The organism is Roseibium sp., from assembly GCF_965232425.1.
Taxonomy (GTDB): Bacteria; Pseudomonadota; Alphaproteobacteria; order Rhizobiales; family Stappiaceae; genus Roseibium.
This window is the reverse complement of sequence record NZ_OZ246971.1, coordinates 4,283,005-4,301,295: the sequence shown is the minus strand read 5'-3', so window position 1 is coordinate 4,301,295 and position 18,291 is coordinate 4,283,005. Positions and strand designations below refer to the sequence as shown.

The window sequence follows — 18,291 nt, the reverse complement described above, 5'->3', positions numbered from 1 at the left end:
GGATTTCCGCTTAAATTGGTCAGATATGTGTTCGTGTGACGGTACTGCGCCGGATGGCAATTCCACTCGTTAGAAGCAACATTGTCATATTTTTCGTGTCCATGACGCTGGTTTTGACGCTGGCGTTGGGCGTCTATGTGAGCAATCGACTGCTGACCCATTGGCTGCTGGTCGGAGGTCTCGAGCAGGACTACATCCACCAGAAATCCGACATCCAGAGCATCCTCGCGTCCCATGCCGTCGAGACGCAGAAACATCCGCTTCAGGAATTGCAGGGACTGCGCCCCTCGCTCTCCAGCGAAACACTGTCCCAGTCACCGGTATCGTCTCGGACAATCGCGGAAATCCGGAAGGTTCTGGAACACAAATATGTGGACTCGACCATCCTGGACACGAGTCTCGTTTATCCGTCCAAGGACGTCAACGACACCTCCGGCCTGCCGAGATTTGCACAAATTGACTGGCTGGCGGAAAACAAGCTGACCTCGGTCCGGACATTGAACCACGCCTGGGCGGCCTTCAACTCCGACCGCCCCCTGACCGTTGTACCGGACATGACCTGGTTCGGTGCCTTCGGTTCCAACGCCATTGTCGTTTTCAATCCCGACAAATCCCAGGGCGGATCCCCCAGTCTTGTCCTACTGGTAACCCAGTCCGGAATTCTGAAAAGCCTGTCGGGCCTGATCTGGTCGATCAGCGCCGCGATCGGCGTGCTCTGCCTGATTTCATTCGCGTTCGCGGCGATCCTGTTGTGGATGCGGTTCTATGATCAGGTGCGCACCAACAGCAATTTTCAGTATCTCGCACACCACGACACCCTGACAGGCCTGCCGAATCGGGCCGTGTTCAATGCCAAGCTGGCAGAGGCGCTGCGCCTGGCTCAGGCCAAGGCCTCCAATGTCGGCGTCATGCTGATCGATGTCGACAAGTTCAAGGAAATCAACGACACGCACGGTCACGGCATTGGCGATGTCTTTCTGCAGGTTGTCGGGGAAAGGCTGCAGACCGTTTTTCACAAGCATCTCGTCGCGCGTTTGTCCGGCGATGAGTTTGCGGTCCTGATGACCTCCGTCTCCGATCCGGCCCGCATGACGCGGCTGGCGGCGGACATGATTGCGGCAACGACCGCTCCGTGCATTATCGACGGCAACGAAATCAAGCTGTCTCTTTCCATCGGGATCGCGCGCGCAACCGACGGCTCTTGGCGCGTGTCGCGCCTTCTGCATTGCGCGGACCTTGCCCTCTACAACGCCAAGCACAGCGGCCGGTCGACCTTCTCCTGGTATACACCCGGACTGGATGCGGAAGCGCAGAAGCGCAAGGAAGTCGAGAACGGGCTGGTCAAGGCACTGAAACTCGATCAGTTCAAGCTCCTCTATCAGCCGCAATACGCCCTGCGCGACGGCACATTGCGCGGATACGAGGCCCTGGTGCGCTGGGAGCATCCGAGCAAGGGCGAAATCAGACCCGATCTGTTCATTCCCATTGCGGAAGACTGCGGCCTGATCGACGAGATCGGCACCTGGGTGCTCAACAATGCGTGCCGCGAAGCGATGCTGTGGGAAGACCTGGACCGGCGCGTTGCCGTCAACGTCTCCGCCGCCCAGTTCGTCGCCGGGGAGACCCAGAAACGGGTTGCCCAGGCACTCCACAATTCGGGACTGGATCCGAGCCGCCTGGAAATCGAAATCACCGAGAGCCTGCTGATATCGAATACGGAAGCCGTGATCGAGACGCTCCGGCAGATCCACGACATGGGTGTGTCGATCGCCATGGACGACTTCGGGACCGGTTATTCCTCGCTCAGCTATCTCAGCCTGTTCCCCTTCGACAAGATCAAGATCGACCAGACCTTTGTCCAGAACCTCGGCAAAGACCCCAGCACCGACGCGATCGTCACATCCATTGTGGGGCTTGGCCGCTCCTTGAATGTCACGATCACGGCGGAAGGCGTGGAAACGGAAGAACAGGCCGTTCTCCTGAGCGCCGCCGGGTGCGACCTCGTCCAGGGTTACATGTTCGGCAAGCCGGACAGCGTCAAGCGGCACGAGTCCGACTTCCCGGTCTTCCCGCACAACGAGGACGGCGGCTTCTGGTTCCCGCAACAGCGGAAAAAGGCACCCGAAGCCCCGAAGATCACGCTGTCACCGTCCCTGGCCCAATACGCCACGATCTCCGACACCCCGGAGTCCGACAAGGCGGAAAGCGTCACCGGCTGAGGCCGTCAGGTGAAACCCGACCGGATGCCCGGCCCGGCGACTGACGTCGCCTGATCAGAGAACGGCACCCTGGGCCGCCCGCGCGACCGCATCATTCGCCAAACTTTCCGCCTTGCGTTCGGAGTACCGGTCGACGAGATAGTCCGAGCGTCCACGCACGAGCAGCGTGAATTTCATGAGTTCCTCCACCACGTCGACAACACGGTCGTAAAGCGGCGATGGTTTCATGCGACCGTCATCGTCAAATTCGAGATAGGCCTTGGGGACGGAAGACTGGTTGGGGATCGTCACCATCCGCATCCAGCGGCCGAGAACGCGCATCTGGTTGAGCGCGTTGAAGGACTGCGAACCTCCGGAGACCTGCATCAGGGCAAGGGTTTTCCCCTGGGTCGGCCGCACCGCGCCCGTGCTGAGCGGGATCCAGTCGATCTGCGTCTTGAGAATTCCCGTCATGGCTCCGTGGCGTTCCGGCGAGCACCAGACCTGGGCCTCCGACCAGATGCTGAGATCCCTGAGTTCCCGGACCTTGGGATGATCGGGATCGGCATCATCGGGCAACGGAAGTCCCGACGGGTCGAATATTCTCGTTTCCGCACCGAATGCCGTCAGCAGCCGCTCCGCTTCCTGTGCCAGAAAACGGCTGTAAGACCGCTCCCGCAAGGAACCGTAGAGCAGGAGAACGCGGACGGGATGGGTCGGCGTATCGTTCTGGTCGAGCAAGTCCTGCGAGACCGGACGAAAATCTCCGCTGCTCAGATTGGGCAGGTCATCCAGCTTCATGTCCGTCTCACTCATTTGCCGCCCCGGTCCCGACAACCTGGCCGTCCTCCTTGGTGAAGGTTCCGATATCTGTGGGCAGCAGGTCCATGACCTTTTCGGACGGACGGCAGAGCCGGACACCCTTGTCGCTCACGACAATCGGCCGGTTGATCAGGATCGGATGCTCCATCATGAAGTCGATCAGCTGATCGTCCGTCCATTTTTCCTCGCCGAGACCGAGTTCGTCGTAGGGCGTTCCCTTCTGGCGCAGAAGTTCACGGACCGAAATCTCCATCTTCGAGATCAGGTCGACGAGCCTTTCCCGGCTTGGCGGTGTCTTCAGATATTCAATGACCTCCGGTTCGACGCCGGCCTCGCGGATCATGGCAAGCGTGTTTCGGGACGTTCCGCATTTCGGGTTGTGATAGATCGTGATCGTCATCTTTAAGGTCCTGTCAAAGGGAACTGGATCGCGGCGGCTTGATATCGGCAAGCCCGCAAATCTCGGGATTGTTTGCGCAGCAGTCTTCCATGAGGAAAGCCAGAAGATGTCTCATCTGACCGAAATCGACCGCATAGCGGATATGGCGGCCTTCCCGCTGCGCGCTCAGCAGCCCTGCCCGTTCGAGCGTCGTCAGGTGAAAGGACATGCGTGTCGGCTGAACGTCGAGCTTTTCCGCGATCGTGCCTGAAGGCAGCCCGTCAGGTCCTGCGCTCACCAGCAATCTGAATGCGGCGAGACGATCCTCCTGCGCGAGAGCCGCGAGCGCGGATATGGCCTTTGTCTGCTCCATATTTCGATACTACAAGAAATTTTGTAATATAGAATAGCGAAAATAGCACTGCTGATATCTGAAAATCACATGGCTGCTGCAGCGCGTGCGGCCTGGTCATAATTTCCGGACACCAGCCGCAATGTCGCGGCCAAGCGGGACAACTCGTTTTCGTCGAGGCCCAGCGCCTTCATCGGTTCGACCAGCAATGCCTCGCGCAAACGCCTGTATTCAAGACAAGCCGTTTCGCCGGCCGCGGTGATCTCGGCCGTTTTCTCCTTGCCGCGGCGGCCGGACGAGATCAGGCCGGCCTTCTGCAGTTTCTTCATGGCGTAGGTCACGGTGTGCGTGTCTTCGATATTCAGGACCAGGCAGATATCGGAAAGTGTCTTTGCGCGCCCGCGATGATTGACCGTATGCAGGACAAGGACATCGAGCGGGCCGAGCCCTTCCGAGCCGCTCGCCGCGATGCAGCGGACCATCCAGCGGTGATAGGCGTTCACCATCATGGTGACGGCAAACTCGATTTCAGAGAGTGCCGGCATTGCCCCGGACGCAAGATGCGCAGCCGATACGACAGGTCCGATTGGACTTTCACTCTTGCTTTCAGACTTTGCCGACACTGTCTTGACCTCTCCCTAAGGCATCATCAGTTGCTCAGCATCGACTGCGGAAGCCAAAGAGCCAAGCCCGGGAAGGCAACAATCAGCACCACGGCCAGGATCATCAACAGGAAGAATGGCAGCGCCATGCGCGCGACCGAGAATATGTTCCGGCCCGTCATGCCCTGCAGCACGAACAGATTGAAGCCGACCGGCGGAGTAATCTGGCTCATTTCGACGACCAGAACCAGATAGATGCCGAACCAGATGAGATCGAGCCCGGCCTGTTCCACCATGGGCAGGATCACCGAAGTGGTCAGCACCACGACGGAAATGCCGTCCAGAAAGCAGCCCAGGACAACGAAGAACAGCGTCAGTGCGATCAGGAGCGCATAGGGCGACAGTTCCATCGCTCCGATCCAGGATGCCAGTTCGCGCGGGATCCCGGTATATCCCATGGCAACCGTCAGAAAGGCAGCACCCGCCAGAATGAAGGCAATCATGCAGGAGGTGCGTGTTGCGCCAGCAAGGGCGTCGACGAAGCTCGCGCGGGTGAGCGTACCCGAGCCCCAGGACAGAAGCAGCGACAGGGTCACGCCGATTGCGGCCGCCTCGGTCGGAGACGCAAGTCCCGCATAGATCGAGCCGATCACGCCGGCAATCAGGCCGATGACCGGGAAAAGGCGCCGCGTCGCCTTCAGGCGCTCCAATAAAGGAATGGTGTTTTCCCTGGGCGGCATTTTCGAACGGTTCAGCAAAGACCAGACGGCCACGTAACCCATGAAGAGAACACAGAGCATTGCGCCCGGCAGAACACCGGCCACGAACAGGCGGGCGATGGATTGCTCCGTCGCCGCCCCGTAGACGATCAGGATGATCGACGGCGGGATCAAGAGCCCCAGTGTTCCGGACCCGGCAAGCGTGCCGATGGCGATCCGCTCGTCGTAGCCGCGCTGCTTCAGCTCGGGCAAGGACATGCGGCCGATCGTGGCCGTTGTTGCGGCGGAAGACCCGGAAACGGCCGCGAAGATGCCGCAGCCGAGAATGTTCACGTGCAGAAGCCGGCCCGGCAGATTGCGCATCCACGGCGACAATCCGGCGAACATATCCTCGGACAGACGGGAGCGGAACAGGATCTCACCCATCCAGATGAACATCGGCAACGCCGTCAGGTCCCAGGAGTTCGCCGCTCCCCAGATGGTCGTTGCCATGACCGGCCCGGCCGGGACGGAGACCAGCGCCAGCATCGCGGCCAGCGCCACACCGAGGAGAGCAACGGCGACCCAGATCCCGGTTGCCAGCGCCGCCAGCATTCCAAGGCCGAGAAACAGTGCGATCAGGGAGAGGTCCATCATTCGCTCCCCTCGATTGGGTCGTCCTTGACGACGGTTTCAAAGCTCGGGCGATGTCCGGCCAGGATCTGCACGAGATCGTCGAACAGTGACACCGAGAACACCGCCAGCCCGAGTGTCATCACGGTCTGCGGATAGACGAGCGGTATGGGAATGATGCCGTAGGAGGTTTCGTTGTAGCTGTAGCTGTCAAAGGCCAGCCATCCGGCATGCCAGGTGAAGTAGGACGCCAGCGCAAATGCCACGGCAATGGCCCAGACATTCAGAAAACGGGAGATCCCGGACGGAACGGCCTGAAGCAGGATCGAGACACGGATGTGATCGCTGTTGCGCAGCGTCCCGGCCAGCGCCAGAAACGAGGCCCCGACCAGAAGAAATCCGGCAATTTCCGCAAGCGATGGCACCTGCAGTCCCCACGGCTCGAGGCCGAAGAGCTTCCTTGCCCCGTCGAACAGTCTTCCCAACACCTGGAACACCACGAGACTGGCGATCACTACGAGGCAGCAGGCAGCCAGAGCCGTTGACGCCTGATAAAGCGAATTCAAAGCCTTGCGCATCGGTTTCCCCTACCGGATAAGCAGCTTGTCATATGAAAACGCCGGGCATTCGAGCCCGGCGTTCGCGCTGTTTGTTTTAGTTTTTGTAAGCTTCGATGACGGCAGCACCGGCTTCACCGGCGTTGTCCTGCCACTCGGCAGCCATGGTTTCGCCGATCGCCGCAAGATCCTTGATCAGCTGCTTGCTCGGCTGAACGACCTTGATGCCGTTTTCGATGAGAACGTTGGTCTTGGTTTTTGTTTCGACCTTCGACGCTTCCCAGCCGCGCTTTTCGGCAAGTTCGGCAGCTTCAAGAATGGCGGCCTTTTCGGCGTCGCTCAGACCATCGAACGCCCGCTTGTTGACGATCACCATGTTCTTGGGCAGCCAGGCCTGTGTGTCGTGGTAGTGAGTCAGGAAGTCCCATGCCTTGGAGTTCGCGCCGGTGGACGGCGACGTGATCATGGCTTCCACCCGCCCGGTGGAAAACGCGGTCGCGATATCGGGAACTTCAACCTGGGTCGGCACGGCACCGGCAAGCTGCGCAAGGCGCTCGGTGGCGGCATTGTAGGCACGGAACTTGAGACCCTTCAGGTCCCCGCCGCTGGTGACTTCCTTCTTGGCATAGATGCCCTGCGGCGGCCACGGCACGGCAAACAGCAGCTGCAAACCCTGTTCGTCCAGCTTTTCTTCCAGGCCCGGCTTGGACGCCTGATAGAGTTTCCATGCCTTGTCGTAGGACGGCGCCAGGAACGGAACGGAATCCACACCGAAGACTGCATCTTCATTGGCAAGACGGGAGACCAGCACTTCACCGATCGGCGCCAGGCCCTTGCGGACGGAATTCTTGATTTCCGGATGCTTGAAGAGGGACCCCGCGGAATGAACCGTGATCGTCACGGATCCATCGGTCTTCGCTTTGACGTCGTCGGCAAACGCCGCAATGTTCTGAGTGTGGAAGTTGCTGTCGCCATAAGGCGTCGGCATGTCCCACTTGGTTTCGGCAGATGCCATGGCAAGACCGGCAAGACCGAACACGGCAGCGGTCGCCAGACGCGCGCCGGCTTTGTTCAAAATACGTGAATGCAGCATGAAATTCTCCTCTTGGAAGCCGGACCCATCCCGGCCTGATGCTGTTTCCGGTGCCTTGTTCTCAACACCTCTAAAAAGCGCATCTGCCGCAAGGCTAGACTCAAAAACTCAAAACATCAACGTTTTATCGATAAATTATCATCGAAAAGTCAGTGAGAGAACCGTCTTTCTTCTTTGAGACGAATTGGATAGCGTCGCTAATTCATTGGGGGAGAACAAAAAAGTGCTGCAGACGACCGCCGAGAGCCGCTCTATGAGGATCGCGAGTACTTTGCTTCTTGTCGTTGTCCTTGCCGCGGCTGCCGCGCTTCGGCTGCATGATCTGGACAGGACAAGCCTCTGGTACGACGAGGCTGTCAGCTGGAGCCAGTCGAACGGTTCCCTGGCGGCTCTCCTTGCCTCGGTCGCGACCGACAACTACCCGCCGCTCCACAACATGATTCTCTGGCTGACGATACCGGTCATCGGTGACAGCGAAACGGCACTGCGCCTGCCGTCGGCCGTCCTGGGCGTCGTCGCGGTTTTGCTGACCTATCTGATCGGCAAATTACTGGCTGGACGGATCACCGGCCTGACCGCGGCGACGCTGCTCACCCTGTCACCCTTCCACATCTGGTACTCAACCGAGGCCCGCATGTACGCGCTTCTGGCGGCATGCGGTCTCGCCTTCCTGCTTGCGACCCTGAAGGTTCTGAGAAACCCGTCCGCGCTCTGGCTCACCCTGCTCGCGGTCTCGGGCGCTCTTTTTCTTTACAGCCACGTTTATGCGCTCCTGGCTTTCGCATCGGTCGGAACCGTCTGTGCCTTCCTCACCGTGTGCGACCTGGTCTCCCGCCGGCCCGTCCGCCGCTCGAACGCCCTTCGCGCCTGCCTGGCGATGGGCGTCAGCACCATCGCTTTTCTACCCTGGCTCTACCTTCTTGCAATCCGCGCGAGTTCCGTCGCCGAAGCCGGTTTCTGGATCGCCTTTCCCGATATCCCCTTCCTGACGTCAATGGTTTTCGGCATCACCGGATCTCTGGTTCTCTTCTGGTTGCTGATCTGCCTTGCCGCCTTCGCGGCGGTGCCGGCCACCCTGCCGGGACAAGCGCAGGCACCGCCCTCACCCGCCAGCGCCCGCGTTCTGGCGATATGCTTCGCCTATACGTTCGGCCCCGCGCTGCTTGCCTATCTCTATTCGTTGTTTGTGCAGCCGGTCCTGTTCGACCGCTATCTCATCGCATCCTGGCCGGGCCTCTTGTTGCTGGCTGCCGCCGGCGCGGAACGCCTCTCCCCGAGATTCGCGCCTGCGGCACTCGTCGCAGGCGCGCTCGTCCTCACGTTTCCCGAACTCAGGTTCAGCCTGACCCAGAAAGTCCGGCCGGACTGGCGCGGCATAACGCAGGCCTATCTTTCGGAACGTTCCCCGAATGACCGGCTCACCCTGTTCAAGGGGTTCGCAGCGCCCGCGCTGGACTACTACCTGCGGGCACCGGACAGCTTTGCGATTGCGGACACACCGGAAGACATCGCGAGGCGTTCCTCCCCTTCAGAGACAGGCAACGACTGGCTGCTTGTGGTACACACCAACCCGCAAGAGCTGGAAGCCGCCAAACAGGCGTTTGATGCGCGTGAAGATGAACCTGTCGCTCGCACCTTTGGCTGGGGCGCCAGCGGCCTGTCTCTCTTCAGGAACCAGACGGACAAAACCAGGGGAGCCGCACCGAAAAAGGACAACTAGAACACTGATGTCTCTGAAGTTTTGCATTCATGACAACAAATTCAGAAAATTATCATCGACAATTTATCGATAAAATGTCAACATAAAACCACTGACCTAGAAATCACGCCATGCCGAAGCTGACACGCCGCGCAGATGACAGCTCGAAACACCAGAGGAAAGAAAATGACAGCGAAGTGGGACTTTTGGATCGACCGGGGCGGCACCTTCACGGATATTGTCGGCCGCTCGCCTGACGGAACGCTGCACCCCCACAAAGTGCTGTCGGAAAACCCGGAAGCCTATCGTGACGCCGCGATCCAGGGCATCCGCGAGCTGCTCGGTGTGGAAAAGGGCGCGCCCATACCCTCCGACAAGGTGGCAACGGTCAAGATGGGCACCACGGTGGCAACCAACGCCCTGCTGGAACGCAAGGGCGAGCGCACGGCGCTGTTCATAACGCGCGGGTTCCGCGATGCACTTGAAATCGGATACCAGGCCAGGCCGAAGATTTTCGCCAAGGAAATCGTCAAGCCGGAACTGCTATACGAGCGTGTCCACGAAATCACCGAGCGTGTGCGTGCCGACGGCACCTTGGAGACAGCGCTCGATGAAGCACAGGCCCGTACCGAAATGCAGGCAGCCTGGGACGCGGGGATACGCTCCATCGCCATCGTGCTGATGCACGCCTACGCCTACCCGGCGCACGAAAAGACGCTCAGGAAAATCGCCGAAGAGATAGGATTCCCGCAGATTTCCGTTTCCCACGAGGTTTCGCCGCTGATGAAGCTGGTCGGGCGTGGTGACACCACGATCGTGGACGCTTACCTGTCGCCGATCCTGCGCCGTTACGTGGACCAGGTTCAGGCGGAGCTCGGCGAAGGTCCGCGGCTCATGTTCATGCAGTCTTCCGGCGGATTGACCGCTGCGGACCTGTTCCAGGGTAAGGACGCCATCCTGTCGGGCCCGGCAGGCGGTGTCGTCGGCGCCGTCGAGACGTCCCGCATGGCCGGATACGAAAAGATCATCGGCTTCGATATGGGTGGCACATCAACGGATGTCTGCCACTTCGAAGGCGACTACGAACGCGCCTTCGAAACGGAAGTGGCCGGCGTGCGCATGCGCGCGCCCATGATGATGATCCACACGGTGGCAGCCGGGGGCGGTTCGATCCTGCACTACACCGATGGCCGATTTCAGGTCGGTCCGGATTCGGCAGGCGCCAACCCCGGCCCCGCCTGTTACCGGCGCGGAGGCCCGCTGACGGTCACCGATGCCAATCTCATGACCGGAAAACTCGCGCCCGCCTTCTTTCCGAAGATCTTCGGCCCCAACCAGGATCAGCCGCTCGACGGAGATACGGTCAGGGAGAAGTTCGAAGCGCTTGCCGCCGAGATCGGAGATGGCCGCACGGCGGAGGAAGTCGCGGACGGGTTCCTCAAGATCGCAGTCGAGAACATGGCCAATGCGATCAAGAAAATTTCTGTTCAGCGCGGTTATGACGTCACCGAATACGCCCTCACCTGCTTCGGCGGGGCCGGCGGTCAGACCGGATGCCGGGTCGCCGACAGCCTCGGCATGACCACCGTCATCCTGCATCCCTTCTCCGGAATCCTCTCCGCCTATGGCATGGGGCTCGCCGATATTCGCGCCGACCGGCAGAAAGCGGTGGTCAAGACGCTGACGGAAGACCTGCTGCCGGAACTGGCGGCGCTGAAGGAAGAACTGGCAACGCAGACGGAAGCCGAACTCGAGCGGCAGGCGGTCGCGGCTGGGGCCCGCCGCTCCATCGCGACGGCCCACTTGCGCTACGACGGGACGGACACGCCCCTGCCCGTCCTGCTCGACGGCGTGTCCGAAATGCGGGCCGCCTTCGAAGAAGCCCACAAGAAGCAATTCGGCTTCGCCTACGACAACAAGCCGATCGTCGTCGAAGCGCTTGAGGTCGAAACGGCGGGCGGTGGCGCCGGGCTGGTCGAACCGGACCTCAGCCTCTCCTCGGACAGCCCGCAGGCAACTGAAACGACGCGCCTTTATTCGGAAGGCACGTGGCACGACGCGGGCATTTACAGGCGAAACGTCCTGAAACCCGGCACGCGGGTCACGGGACCGGCGGTCATCATGGAACCCCACGCAACAATTGCAGTCGAGGACGGCTGGCAGGCAGAGGTCAATTCCAAGGACCATGTCATCCTGAAACGTGTCGTCCCGCTCAAGAGGGCGAGCGCCGTCGGCACCCATGCCGATCCGGTGATGCTGGAAGTGTTCAACAACCTGTTCATGTCCATTGCCGAGCAGATGGGTGTTACGCTTCAGAACACCGCCTATTCCGTCAACATCAAGGAACGGCTGGACTTTTCCTGCGCCGTCTTCAACGCAGACGGTGCCCTGGTCGCGAACGCGCCGCACATGCCTGTGCACTTGGGTTCCATGGACCGGTCGGTCGAAACGATCATCAAGCTGAACAGGGGCAACATCAAACCCGGCGATGTCTTCGCGCTGAATGCCCCGTATAACGGTGGCACGCACCTGCCCGACATCACCGTCGTGTCGCCGGTTTTCGATGACGACGGCAAGGAGATCCTGTTCTGGTCCGCCTCGCGCGGTCACCATGCGGATGTCGGCGGCTCGGCCCCGGGCTCGATGACCCCGCGCGCCACCAATGTCGACGAGGAAGGCGTGCTTTTCGACAACTTCAAGATCGTCGACGAGGGCCGGTTCTGCGAGAGTGAACTGGTGGACCTGTTGACCAGCCACGCCTACCCGGCGCGCAACCCGCATCAGAATGTTGCCGATCTCTCGGCCCAGATCGCCGCCAACGAGAAGGGCATCCAGGAACTGCGCAAGATGGTCGCCCATTTCGGCCTGGATGTCGTCCAGGCCTATATGGGCCACGTTCAGGACAATGCCGAGGAAAGCGTCCGGCGCGTCATCGAGGCGCTGAAGGAGTCCGAGTACGAATATCCCACCGACCAGGGATCCGTTATCAAGGTGAGGATCTCCGTCGACAAGGACAGGCGCGAGGCGACCGTCGATTTCACCGGCACATCGGGCATGAAGCTGAACAACTTCAATGCGCCCGAACCGGTGACGCGCGCCGCGATCCTCTATTGCTTCCGCGTCATGGTGGAAGGCGACATTCCGATGAATGCGGGCTGCCTCAAGCCGATCAATATCGTCATTCCTGATGATTGCATGTTGCGCCCCTCTTATCCGGCCGCCGTGGTCGCCGGAAACGTCGAGACCTCGCAGCACGTCACCAATGCAGTGTTCGCCGCGCTCGGTGCAATGGCCAATGCCCAGGGAACGATGAACAACCTGACATTCGGCAACGACACCTACCAGTATTACGAAACCATCTGCTCCGGGTCTCCGGCCGGGCCCGGTTTCAACGGAACCGATGGCGTGCATACCCACATGACCAATTCGCGCCTGACCGACCCGGAAGTGCTCGAGTTCCGCTTCCCTGTCCTGCTAGAGGACTTTCACATCCGCAAGGGCTCCGGCGGCAAGGGGCAATGGTCTGCCGGTGACGGCACGCGCCGGACCTTGCGTTTCATGGAAAAAATGGACTGCGCCATCCTGTCGTCGCACAGGAGCATCAGACCCAAGGGCATGAACGGCGGCGAAGACGGGGAACTTGGGCGAACGGAAGTGCGCCGTCTCGATGGTGGCATCGAGGTGCTGGAGGGGTGTGACCAGACCGTGCTTGAACCCGGCGAAGCCGTGACTGTGATTACCCCGACTGCAGGCGGCTGGGGTCAACCCTGACCGTCCAAAACACACCAAAGGTGTCCGGCAAGCCGCTCTCTTGGAGAGCGGCTTTCTTTTTTGCAGGTCAACTTGGCAGTCGCTATTTCTATCAATAAGCGAAATTTACAACTAAGTCCTGAGGGAAAAGATTTAACCGAATCTTCAACGGGCAATCGCCTAAAATAAATAAATTACGTCACGTTTTCAGGTAATTCAGACGAATTGCGAGACAAACATGCTACGACTGCCAAATCCGGTTTCACATTCGGTTGCCGCCAAGATTCTCGCTCTGATTGCATTCCTGTGCATCGGTCTGGTTGTCGTGTCCGCTGTTTCGATCTTTCAGATGAACCTTATCGGCAGGGAACTCGCCAACATTGCCGAGAAGGACATTCCCCTTACCGAAGCCATCAGCCACGTGACCAATCATCAGTTGGAGCAGGCGGCGCTGGTCGAACGCATGATGCGGGTTGCCGGTGTCCGCTCCGAGACCGAAAAGGCAGGTTTCAAGGCGATGAAGGTGCGGCTTCAAAAGCTCGAGCTCCAGGTCGCCGACGAAATCCTGAAAGCGGAAAAACTTGCCGAATACGCACTGGCGAACAGCAGCTCGGAAGCCGAGCAAAAGGAATTTGCCATGGCGGTTCGCCAGCTGAAGCGCATCGAGACGGAATACGCCCAGTACAAGGACCACGTCGACGAGATCATGCATCTCGTCGAGATCGACGATTTTGAGGCCGCCAATACCCTTCTCGTGACCCTGGAAGAAGAACAGGAGCGGCTCGACCATGAACTTATCGCGCTTCTGGAAGAGATCGAACGGTTCACCCTCGCAGCCGCAGTTGCGGCGGAAGAACATGAAAAACAGGCACTTGAACAGATCACGATCGTGTCTGTGGTAACGTTCCTTTTTTGCATCGTGGGATCGATCCTGTTTGCGCGTTTCGTGATTTCCAAACCGTTGAAAGAAGTGTCGGGCGGCCTTTCCGAACTCGCCAGGGGCAACACCGAGGTCAATGTGCGTGTGCGCTCTCGCGATGAAATCGGCCAGGTGGCGGAGGCATTCGAGGCCTTCCGGATCAACATGATCGAGATGAAACGCCTGCAGGAACAGGCCCGCGAGGAAGAGATCCAGGCGGAAGCGGACCGGCGCGACACGCGCCTGCGGCTTGCCGATGAACTGGAAGGCCAGCTCATGGCAAGTTGCGAGGCGGTGGTGCTGGTTCTGAAGGACCTGACCGAAGGTGCGCACGAACTCACCCGCAACAGTGACGAAACCGTGGACCGGTCCAACACCGTGGCAGCGGCTGCCGAAGAATCAACCGCTTGTGTGCAATCCGTCGCCTCGGCGTCGGAGGAACTCGCAAGCTCCATTCAGGAAATCAGCCGCCAGGTCACGCTGGCCAGCAGTTCCACGTCGCAAACCACCGACGAGGCACAGACTTCCAACGAGACTGTTGGACATCTTTCCTCTGCCGCAGAAGAAATCACCGAGGTCCTCAAGCTGATCAGCGACATTGCCGACCAGACCAACCTGCTGGCCCTGAACGCAACCATCGAGGCTGCCCGCGCCGGTGAAGCCGGCAAGGGGTTCGCGGTGGTCGCCTCTGAAGTGAAGGCGCTTGCCACTCAGACAGGACAGGCGACCGACCAGATCGGGACGCAACTGACCGGCGTTCAATCCGGTGCCGCGACATGCTCGGAGGCCATCCACAAGGTGGTCGCGTCCGTCAGCGCGATCAGGGAACAGATTTCCGGTATTGCCTCCGCGATCGAGGAACAGAACGCCGTGACCTCTGAAATCGCGAAAAACGCGACTGAAGTCGCCCATGGGAGTGCGGACATCTCGCGGAACATTATCGAAGTGAACCAGGCCGCACAGCTGTCCGGCTCACGGGCGAAGGACGTTGCAGACGGGGTCGACGACGTGGCGGCGCAGATCGCGACCATCCGGAACGGGCTCGCCGATTTTCTCGGTCATCTGCGCGCCGCCTGACATCGGACGATGCACTGGCCGGAACCACAGGTCCGGCCAAAGGCGCATGGCAATGTCATTCACCCTGAGTCTGGCCTTGCCGGAGCAGTCTCTCATGCAGGTCAGGAAGCACATGCTGGTTCAGACCGCGCATTTCGAGCACGCTTCGTTCGCGGATCGCTTGCCTGAGCACTTTCCTCGCCATCAACGGCGAACGAAAGACGCCGGTAGCCGCAAGCTTGTGCACCGTCGCTCTGGACACCGCCAATCCCTCGGCAAGCACGCGGTCGAGCCGGACATGCAGGTTCGCCGGGTTCAGCAGGACCAGGTCCAGGGTGTCGTCGACCGACCTTGCAAGGGACAGGATGTTCTTCTCGATCCTGAAGGGGCCAGCCGTGCCGCGCCGGAAACCATCGGTTCGCCTTGGCGGCTGCACCGCAAAAGCGCGGGCGAACCCGGCATCGTTTTCCTGAAGGGCCTCGATCGTCGCCTGTGGCAGCGAGCGGACAGGGCGGCGCTCAAACAGCGTGCGGTTCCAGCGATTGCCGCAGGCGGGACAGGCATAGACCAGCCAGGCATCGAGACGGTTTCCGTTGGCATTCAGCCGGAACTTTTCCGTTGACACGAAAGGCGTGTTGCGGCCACAGCCGGCGCAGTGGCGTTCGATATGCAGGGTGTCTGCGCCCAGGATTTTCCACTGGACATAAAGAGGCAATGACATTCCGTCGGTCTTCCCTTTGAAGGAAGTCCGTCACCGGTCAGTCGGGAGCCCGCAGGCAGAAGCACCGGCAGACATCGGTCTGGCTGTCAGGGGAATTCAGTTGAGTGGACGTATCGGAAAATCAATACGGCAGGGCCAAGCCACACCGGTCCCGATCCGCCGCATGACGAACAAGTCAGAACGTCGCTCTTGAGAGCGACAAGCGGATACGAAGACCGGTCAGAGCGTAGGCAAGATAATCGTCCTGATTGAAACGAAGGTTTTTTCTAGCTGATGCCGCCGGCCGGAACAAGGCCCTAGGGTACGGACCCATAAATGAAGCCGATTTGGCGGCAGAAATGGCAAAATCTCGCGAGGAAGCGTGCTCAGAGCGGGCTTTATGCCCGGTCAAGCGCGGTGACGCTGCGAGGTAAAGCCATTTTGCCGTCCTTCGGATTTGGTCGCTTTGGCCATCTGCCGCGTCGCGAAAGGCTTGAAAATGAACCACATTTCCTGCGCTTCCGCTTCTCGCAGCTGGTCAAAACGATCCAAACCAAATTGACTTCATTTATGAGTCCGTACCCTAGACGTCGCGCGCCTGCTTGGCGAGGTCGACCAGGACCTTGCGCAGGTCTTCGGGCCTTTCGAGCGCAGTCTCGAACCAGAACCGCTCGATCCTGTCGCCCGCAACAAGATCCAGTCCTTCCGGATCAAGACCGGACAGGCGCCAATTGGACGCCTCGCCCTTGCACAGCACCTCCGCGTAGAGCTTGATCGCATCCGCGTGGTCGTCATTCATGTGCTCGACCGCACCTTCCTCCATCGCCTGCCAGCTCTTCTCATCGCCGAGCGCCGTCAGCAGATCTGCCTGCTGCAGTTCAAACGCCTTGCCGAAACCGCCGTTCAGGCTCGCCCGCTTGAGCTCCAGCCTGAAAAAGGCGAAATCGCCGAAATCGGCGTAAAGCTCAGCCTTGGGATGGCGCGCGAGATAGCGCCGCCTCAGGCGTTTGTGCGTCTCGCTTTCCCGCGCGGTGCGCACCGCAGAGCAAAACAGGGTGATCCTTGCATGGGCGAGCGGATCGCCCTTGCCCGGCTCCCCGACCAGCAGCGAACAGTCCGGGGTTTCAAGGATCGCGGATGTGTGGCCCGACAGGGTGCTCGTGAGGATGATGGGCGTTCCGTCGAGATCGGTCGCGAGCGCGACGCGGCTGGCGAGCGGATGACCGGTGCCCGCCTCGATTGCCGCCAACGCACCGAAGCGCGCGGTCCGGACCAGGTCCTTCGCCAGGCGGCGCGACTGGTCGTCGGTTTCGCGGATGGGCGACATCGGTTCCTTGGCATTGTCGTTGCGCGTGTTCACACCTGTCTCCTCGGTTTGCGGACAGCCGGCTGCTCCCCTGCACGGCAAGAAACACCATAGCGCGAACCTGAACGCAAGATGAACGGGCATCTCAGAACCCGTTCAGGGCCGGTATGCGAATGTCCGTTCATCAGATACGGCGCCGGACACAAAAAGGCGCAGGCACCTGGAGAAGAAACCGATGAAAACCTTGAGCAAACGCCTGATTGCCGTCGCCCTGTCCGGCGCCCTTCTCGTTCCGACAATTGCAACGGCCGAGGCCGGCCCGAAACGGGGCTGGCAGGGCCACCATCACGGCGGCTACCACCACAACCATAAACGCCACAGAAACAACAACAATGTCGGCGCAGCCGTCGCTGCCGGCGTCATCGGCCTTGCGGCAGGTGCCATCCTGCTCGGCGCGGCCAACCGCCCGGCCTATGCAGGACCGCCGCCCCCGCCGCCGGCAACCTACTACCCGCCTGCCCCTTACCCGGGTCAGGTGCACGGTGCAGTCGGATACCAGCCTTGGAGCCCCCCGTGTACAATATACCATATGAACGGGACATGTGCTGACCGGTATTAAGTCACAAGTTTGGTCACAGTGCCTGCAATTGCCCTTGAACCACAACGGGTTACAACGGATGCTGAATCCGTAACTACCCAAAAGGCACTGTGGCCGCCCTTTAGGGCCGCCCGTTACTCTGCAAGGGCTCTATAGGGGGTACGGGGGGATCTGGGTATGTGTGTATATATAAGAGTGCTAACAGATTTTTTCTGAAAACAACCGGGCTCTCAGCACTGCATGATACTTGGATCACAGGCGTGGGCGTCGAGTGCACCGAACGGAACCGGTGAGAGCACTGCAGTGACTGCAAGTGCCAATGCGAGAACAAGGGCTTTCACGTCGAGATCCTCCACTCCACCGATTTGGAATGATCACAGGATACGGGACCGGGCGGGAACAGCTGTGATGATCGTCACGTGTTTCCCAAAACATCCGGGGTGTGTCAGTTGCAGGGGAAGGCTTCCGCGATGCTCCGGAGCAATAGGTAGCTCGCAGGATAATGGAGTTCCTCAGGATGTTCCTCAAACTCCCTGATAACAATGCTATACAGCTGTTGAAGCTCAACTCCGATAGGTATGCACCCCACCAAACCTTTGGACTTTTGCTCTTCTGACCTCAGCGCGCGGGTCGTATCGACAGCGCCTGCAACAAACCCAAGACAGTAGTCGGTGATGTCACCATCGCAAATCTCACGGAAGTCATTGCCAGAATAAAAGAAACCACCTTCTTTCTCGGCTGCTGCAGGCTCAATCACAACGAGCGATATTGTGAGCGTCATCGCCACCAGTGCACCCCAAAACATCTTCATATCCATTTTCATTATCAGCCTCACTCTTTGCCCCTTCCAGTCTCCTGAAGGCCCACCAGATGTGCCTTGGCCTCACCGAATGCCGGGTAATTCGGCCTTGTCTCCAGCTTCGTGCCGC

At 59.9% G+C, this 18,291-nt stretch carries 15 protein-coding genes; 5 read left to right on the top strand and 10 right to left on the bottom strand.

What is annotated here, in order from left to right; genetic code table 11:
* Positions 1 to 137: 137 nt before the first annotated feature.
* Entirely contained in the window at positions 138 to 2,219 is a 2,082-nt protein-coding gene (locus ACO08A_RS19565; protein WP_422037622.1) for a putative bifunctional diguanylate cyclase/phosphodiesterase, read from the top strand.
* A gap of 54 nt (positions 2,220 to 2,273) precedes the next feature.
* Here the strand turns inward: ACO08A_RS19565 and arsH are convergent, their stop codons facing one another.
* The 7 genes from arsH to ACO08A_RS19530 form a co-directional block, all read right to left on the bottom strand.
* Positions 2,274 to 3,014, bottom strand: coding sequence for an arsenical resistance protein ArsH (gene arsH / locus ACO08A_RS19560; protein ID WP_421984130.1), 741 nt, complete (start codon positions 3,012 to 3,014; stop codon positions 2,274 to 2,276).
* Positions 3,007 to 3,420: an arsenate reductase (glutaredoxin) gene (arsC, locus tag ACO08A_RS19555; RefSeq protein ID WP_421984131.1), complete on the bottom strand. Its 414-nt coding sequence runs from the start codon at positions 3,418 to 3,420 to the stop codon at positions 3,007 to 3,009. The genes arsH and arsC overlap by 8 nt, the downstream gene beginning before the upstream one ends.
* A 13-nt stretch (positions 3,421 to 3,433) precedes the next feature.
* The gene (locus ACO08A_RS19550) at positions 3,434 to 3,772 is read right to left on the bottom strand and encodes an ArsR/SmtB family transcription factor (RefSeq protein ID WP_422037621.1); all 339 of its coding nucleotides are present in this window, start codon (positions 3,770 to 3,772) and stop codon (positions 3,434 to 3,436) included.
* Positions 3,773 to 3,837: 65 nt separating this feature from the next.
* A complete protein-coding gene (locus ACO08A_RS19545) occupies positions 3,838 to 4,296 on the bottom strand; it encodes a winged helix DNA-binding protein (RefSeq protein ID WP_319387692.1) in 459 nt (152 codons plus the stop codon).
* Between the two features lie 104 nt (positions 4,297 to 4,400).
* Complete coding sequence (locus ACO08A_RS19540) at positions 4,401 to 5,705, bottom strand: TRAP transporter large permease (protein WP_422041781.1); 1,305 nt, start codon at positions 5,703 to 5,705, stop codon at positions 4,401 to 4,403.
* Entirely contained in the window at positions 5,705 to 6,262 is a 558-nt protein-coding gene (locus ACO08A_RS19535; RefSeq protein WP_422037620.1) for a TRAP transporter small permease, read from the bottom strand. The genes ACO08A_RS19540 and ACO08A_RS19535 overlap by 1 nt, the downstream gene beginning before the upstream one ends.
* A 76-nt stretch (positions 6,263 to 6,338) precedes the next feature.
* Positions 6,339 to 7,334, bottom strand: coding sequence for a TRAP transporter substrate-binding protein (locus ACO08A_RS19530; RefSeq protein ID WP_422037619.1), 996 nt, complete (start codon positions 7,332 to 7,334; stop codon positions 6,339 to 6,341).
* Between the two features lie 223 nt (positions 7,335 to 7,557).
* Between ACO08A_RS19530 and ACO08A_RS19525 the strand changes: the two genes are divergently transcribed.
* The 3 genes from ACO08A_RS19525 (at position 7,558) to ACO08A_RS19515 (ending at position 14,779) form a co-directional block, all read left to right on the top strand.
* A complete protein-coding gene (locus tag ACO08A_RS19525; RefSeq protein WP_422037618.1) occupies positions 7,558 to 9,054 on the top strand; it encodes a glycosyltransferase family 39 protein in 1,497 nt (498 codons plus the stop codon).
* A 165-nt stretch (positions 9,055 to 9,219) separates the two neighbouring features.
* Positions 9,220 to 12,804 (top strand): hydantoinase B/oxoprolinase family protein, encoded by a 3,585-nt coding sequence (locus ACO08A_RS19520; protein ID WP_422037617.1) that lies wholly within the window; start codon positions 9,220 to 9,222, stop codon positions 12,802 to 12,804.
* Between the two features lie 217 nt (positions 12,805 to 13,021).
* On the top strand, positions 13,022 to 14,779 hold the full coding sequence (locus ACO08A_RS19515) for a methyl-accepting chemotaxis protein (protein WP_422037616.1): 1,758 nt from the start codon (positions 13,022 to 13,024) through the stop codon (positions 14,777 to 14,779).
* A gap of 55 nt (positions 14,780 to 14,834) precedes the next feature.
* Here ACO08A_RS19515 and ACO08A_RS19510 read toward each other — a convergent pair whose 3' ends face one another.
* Together ACO08A_RS19510 and ACO08A_RS19505 are read right to left on the bottom strand one after the other, a co-directional pair.
* Positions 14,835 to 15,479, bottom strand: a complete 645-nt coding sequence (locus ACO08A_RS19510) for a DUF1062 domain-containing protein (protein ID WP_422037615.1) — start codon at positions 15,477 to 15,479, stop codon at positions 14,835 to 14,837.
* 562 nt (positions 15,480 to 16,041) lie between these two features.
* Positions 16,042 to 16,818 (bottom strand): HugZ family protein, encoded by a 777-nt coding sequence (locus ACO08A_RS19505; protein WP_422037614.1) that lies wholly within the window; start codon positions 16,816 to 16,818, stop codon positions 16,042 to 16,044.
* Positions 16,819 to 16,999: 181 nt separating this feature from the next.
* Here ACO08A_RS19505 and ACO08A_RS19500 point away from each other — a divergent pair, with 181 nt between their 5' ends.
* Positions 17,000 to 17,383, top strand: coding sequence for a BA14K family protein (locus ACO08A_RS19500; protein ID WP_422037613.1), 384 nt, complete (start codon positions 17,000 to 17,002; stop codon positions 17,381 to 17,383).
* 424 nt (positions 17,384 to 17,807) lie between these two features.
* Here the strand turns inward: ACO08A_RS19500 and ACO08A_RS19495 are convergent, their stop codons facing one another.
* Entirely contained in the window at positions 17,808 to 18,185 is a 378-nt protein-coding gene (locus tag ACO08A_RS19495; protein ID WP_422037612.1) for a Rap1a/Tai family immunity protein, read from the bottom strand.
* Positions 18,186 to 18,291: the final 106 nt, after the last annotated feature.